Source organism: Shewanella sp. AS16, assembly GCF_021412365.1.
In the GTDB taxonomy this organism is placed as follows: Bacteria; Pseudomonadota; Gammaproteobacteria; order Enterobacterales; family Shewanellaceae; genus Shewanella; species Shewanella salipaludis.
Genome location: NZ_JAKCLK010000321.1, coordinates 1 through 287, shown reverse-complemented (window position 1 = coordinate 287; position 287 = coordinate 1). Strand labels below are relative to the sequence as shown.

Below are 287 nucleotides of genomic sequence, written 5' to 3'. Positions count from 1 at the left end.
CAACCGTTATTGCTGAATTTGAGTCGCTGGAAGCAGCTCAGGCTTGGGCCGATGCTGACCCGTACGTAGCGGCAGGAGTCTATGAACACGTTTCAGTGAAACCATTTAAGAAAGTGTTCTGAATAGAAATTCAATATTTAAGGGCACGGTTTTTGCAACCGTGTTCTTGTTTGGCCTTTCCTTATAGGTCGGTCAGTGCATTCACCACCACAAGCAGATAATAACTTTATCTGTATTTCTTTATATGATGTGAACATATTCAGGAAAATGCCCTTTCCTGACGCAGA

At 42.9% G+C, this 287-nt stretch carries 1 protein-coding gene; it reads left to right on the top strand.

All coding sequences use genetic code 11. The features are described from left to right. Positions 1 to 122, top strand: a 122-nt coding sequence (locus LZP73_RS20465; protein ID WP_234236801.1) for a YciI family protein, incomplete at its 5' end; no start/stop codon positions are given. Positions 123 to 287 lie beyond the last annotated feature (165 nt).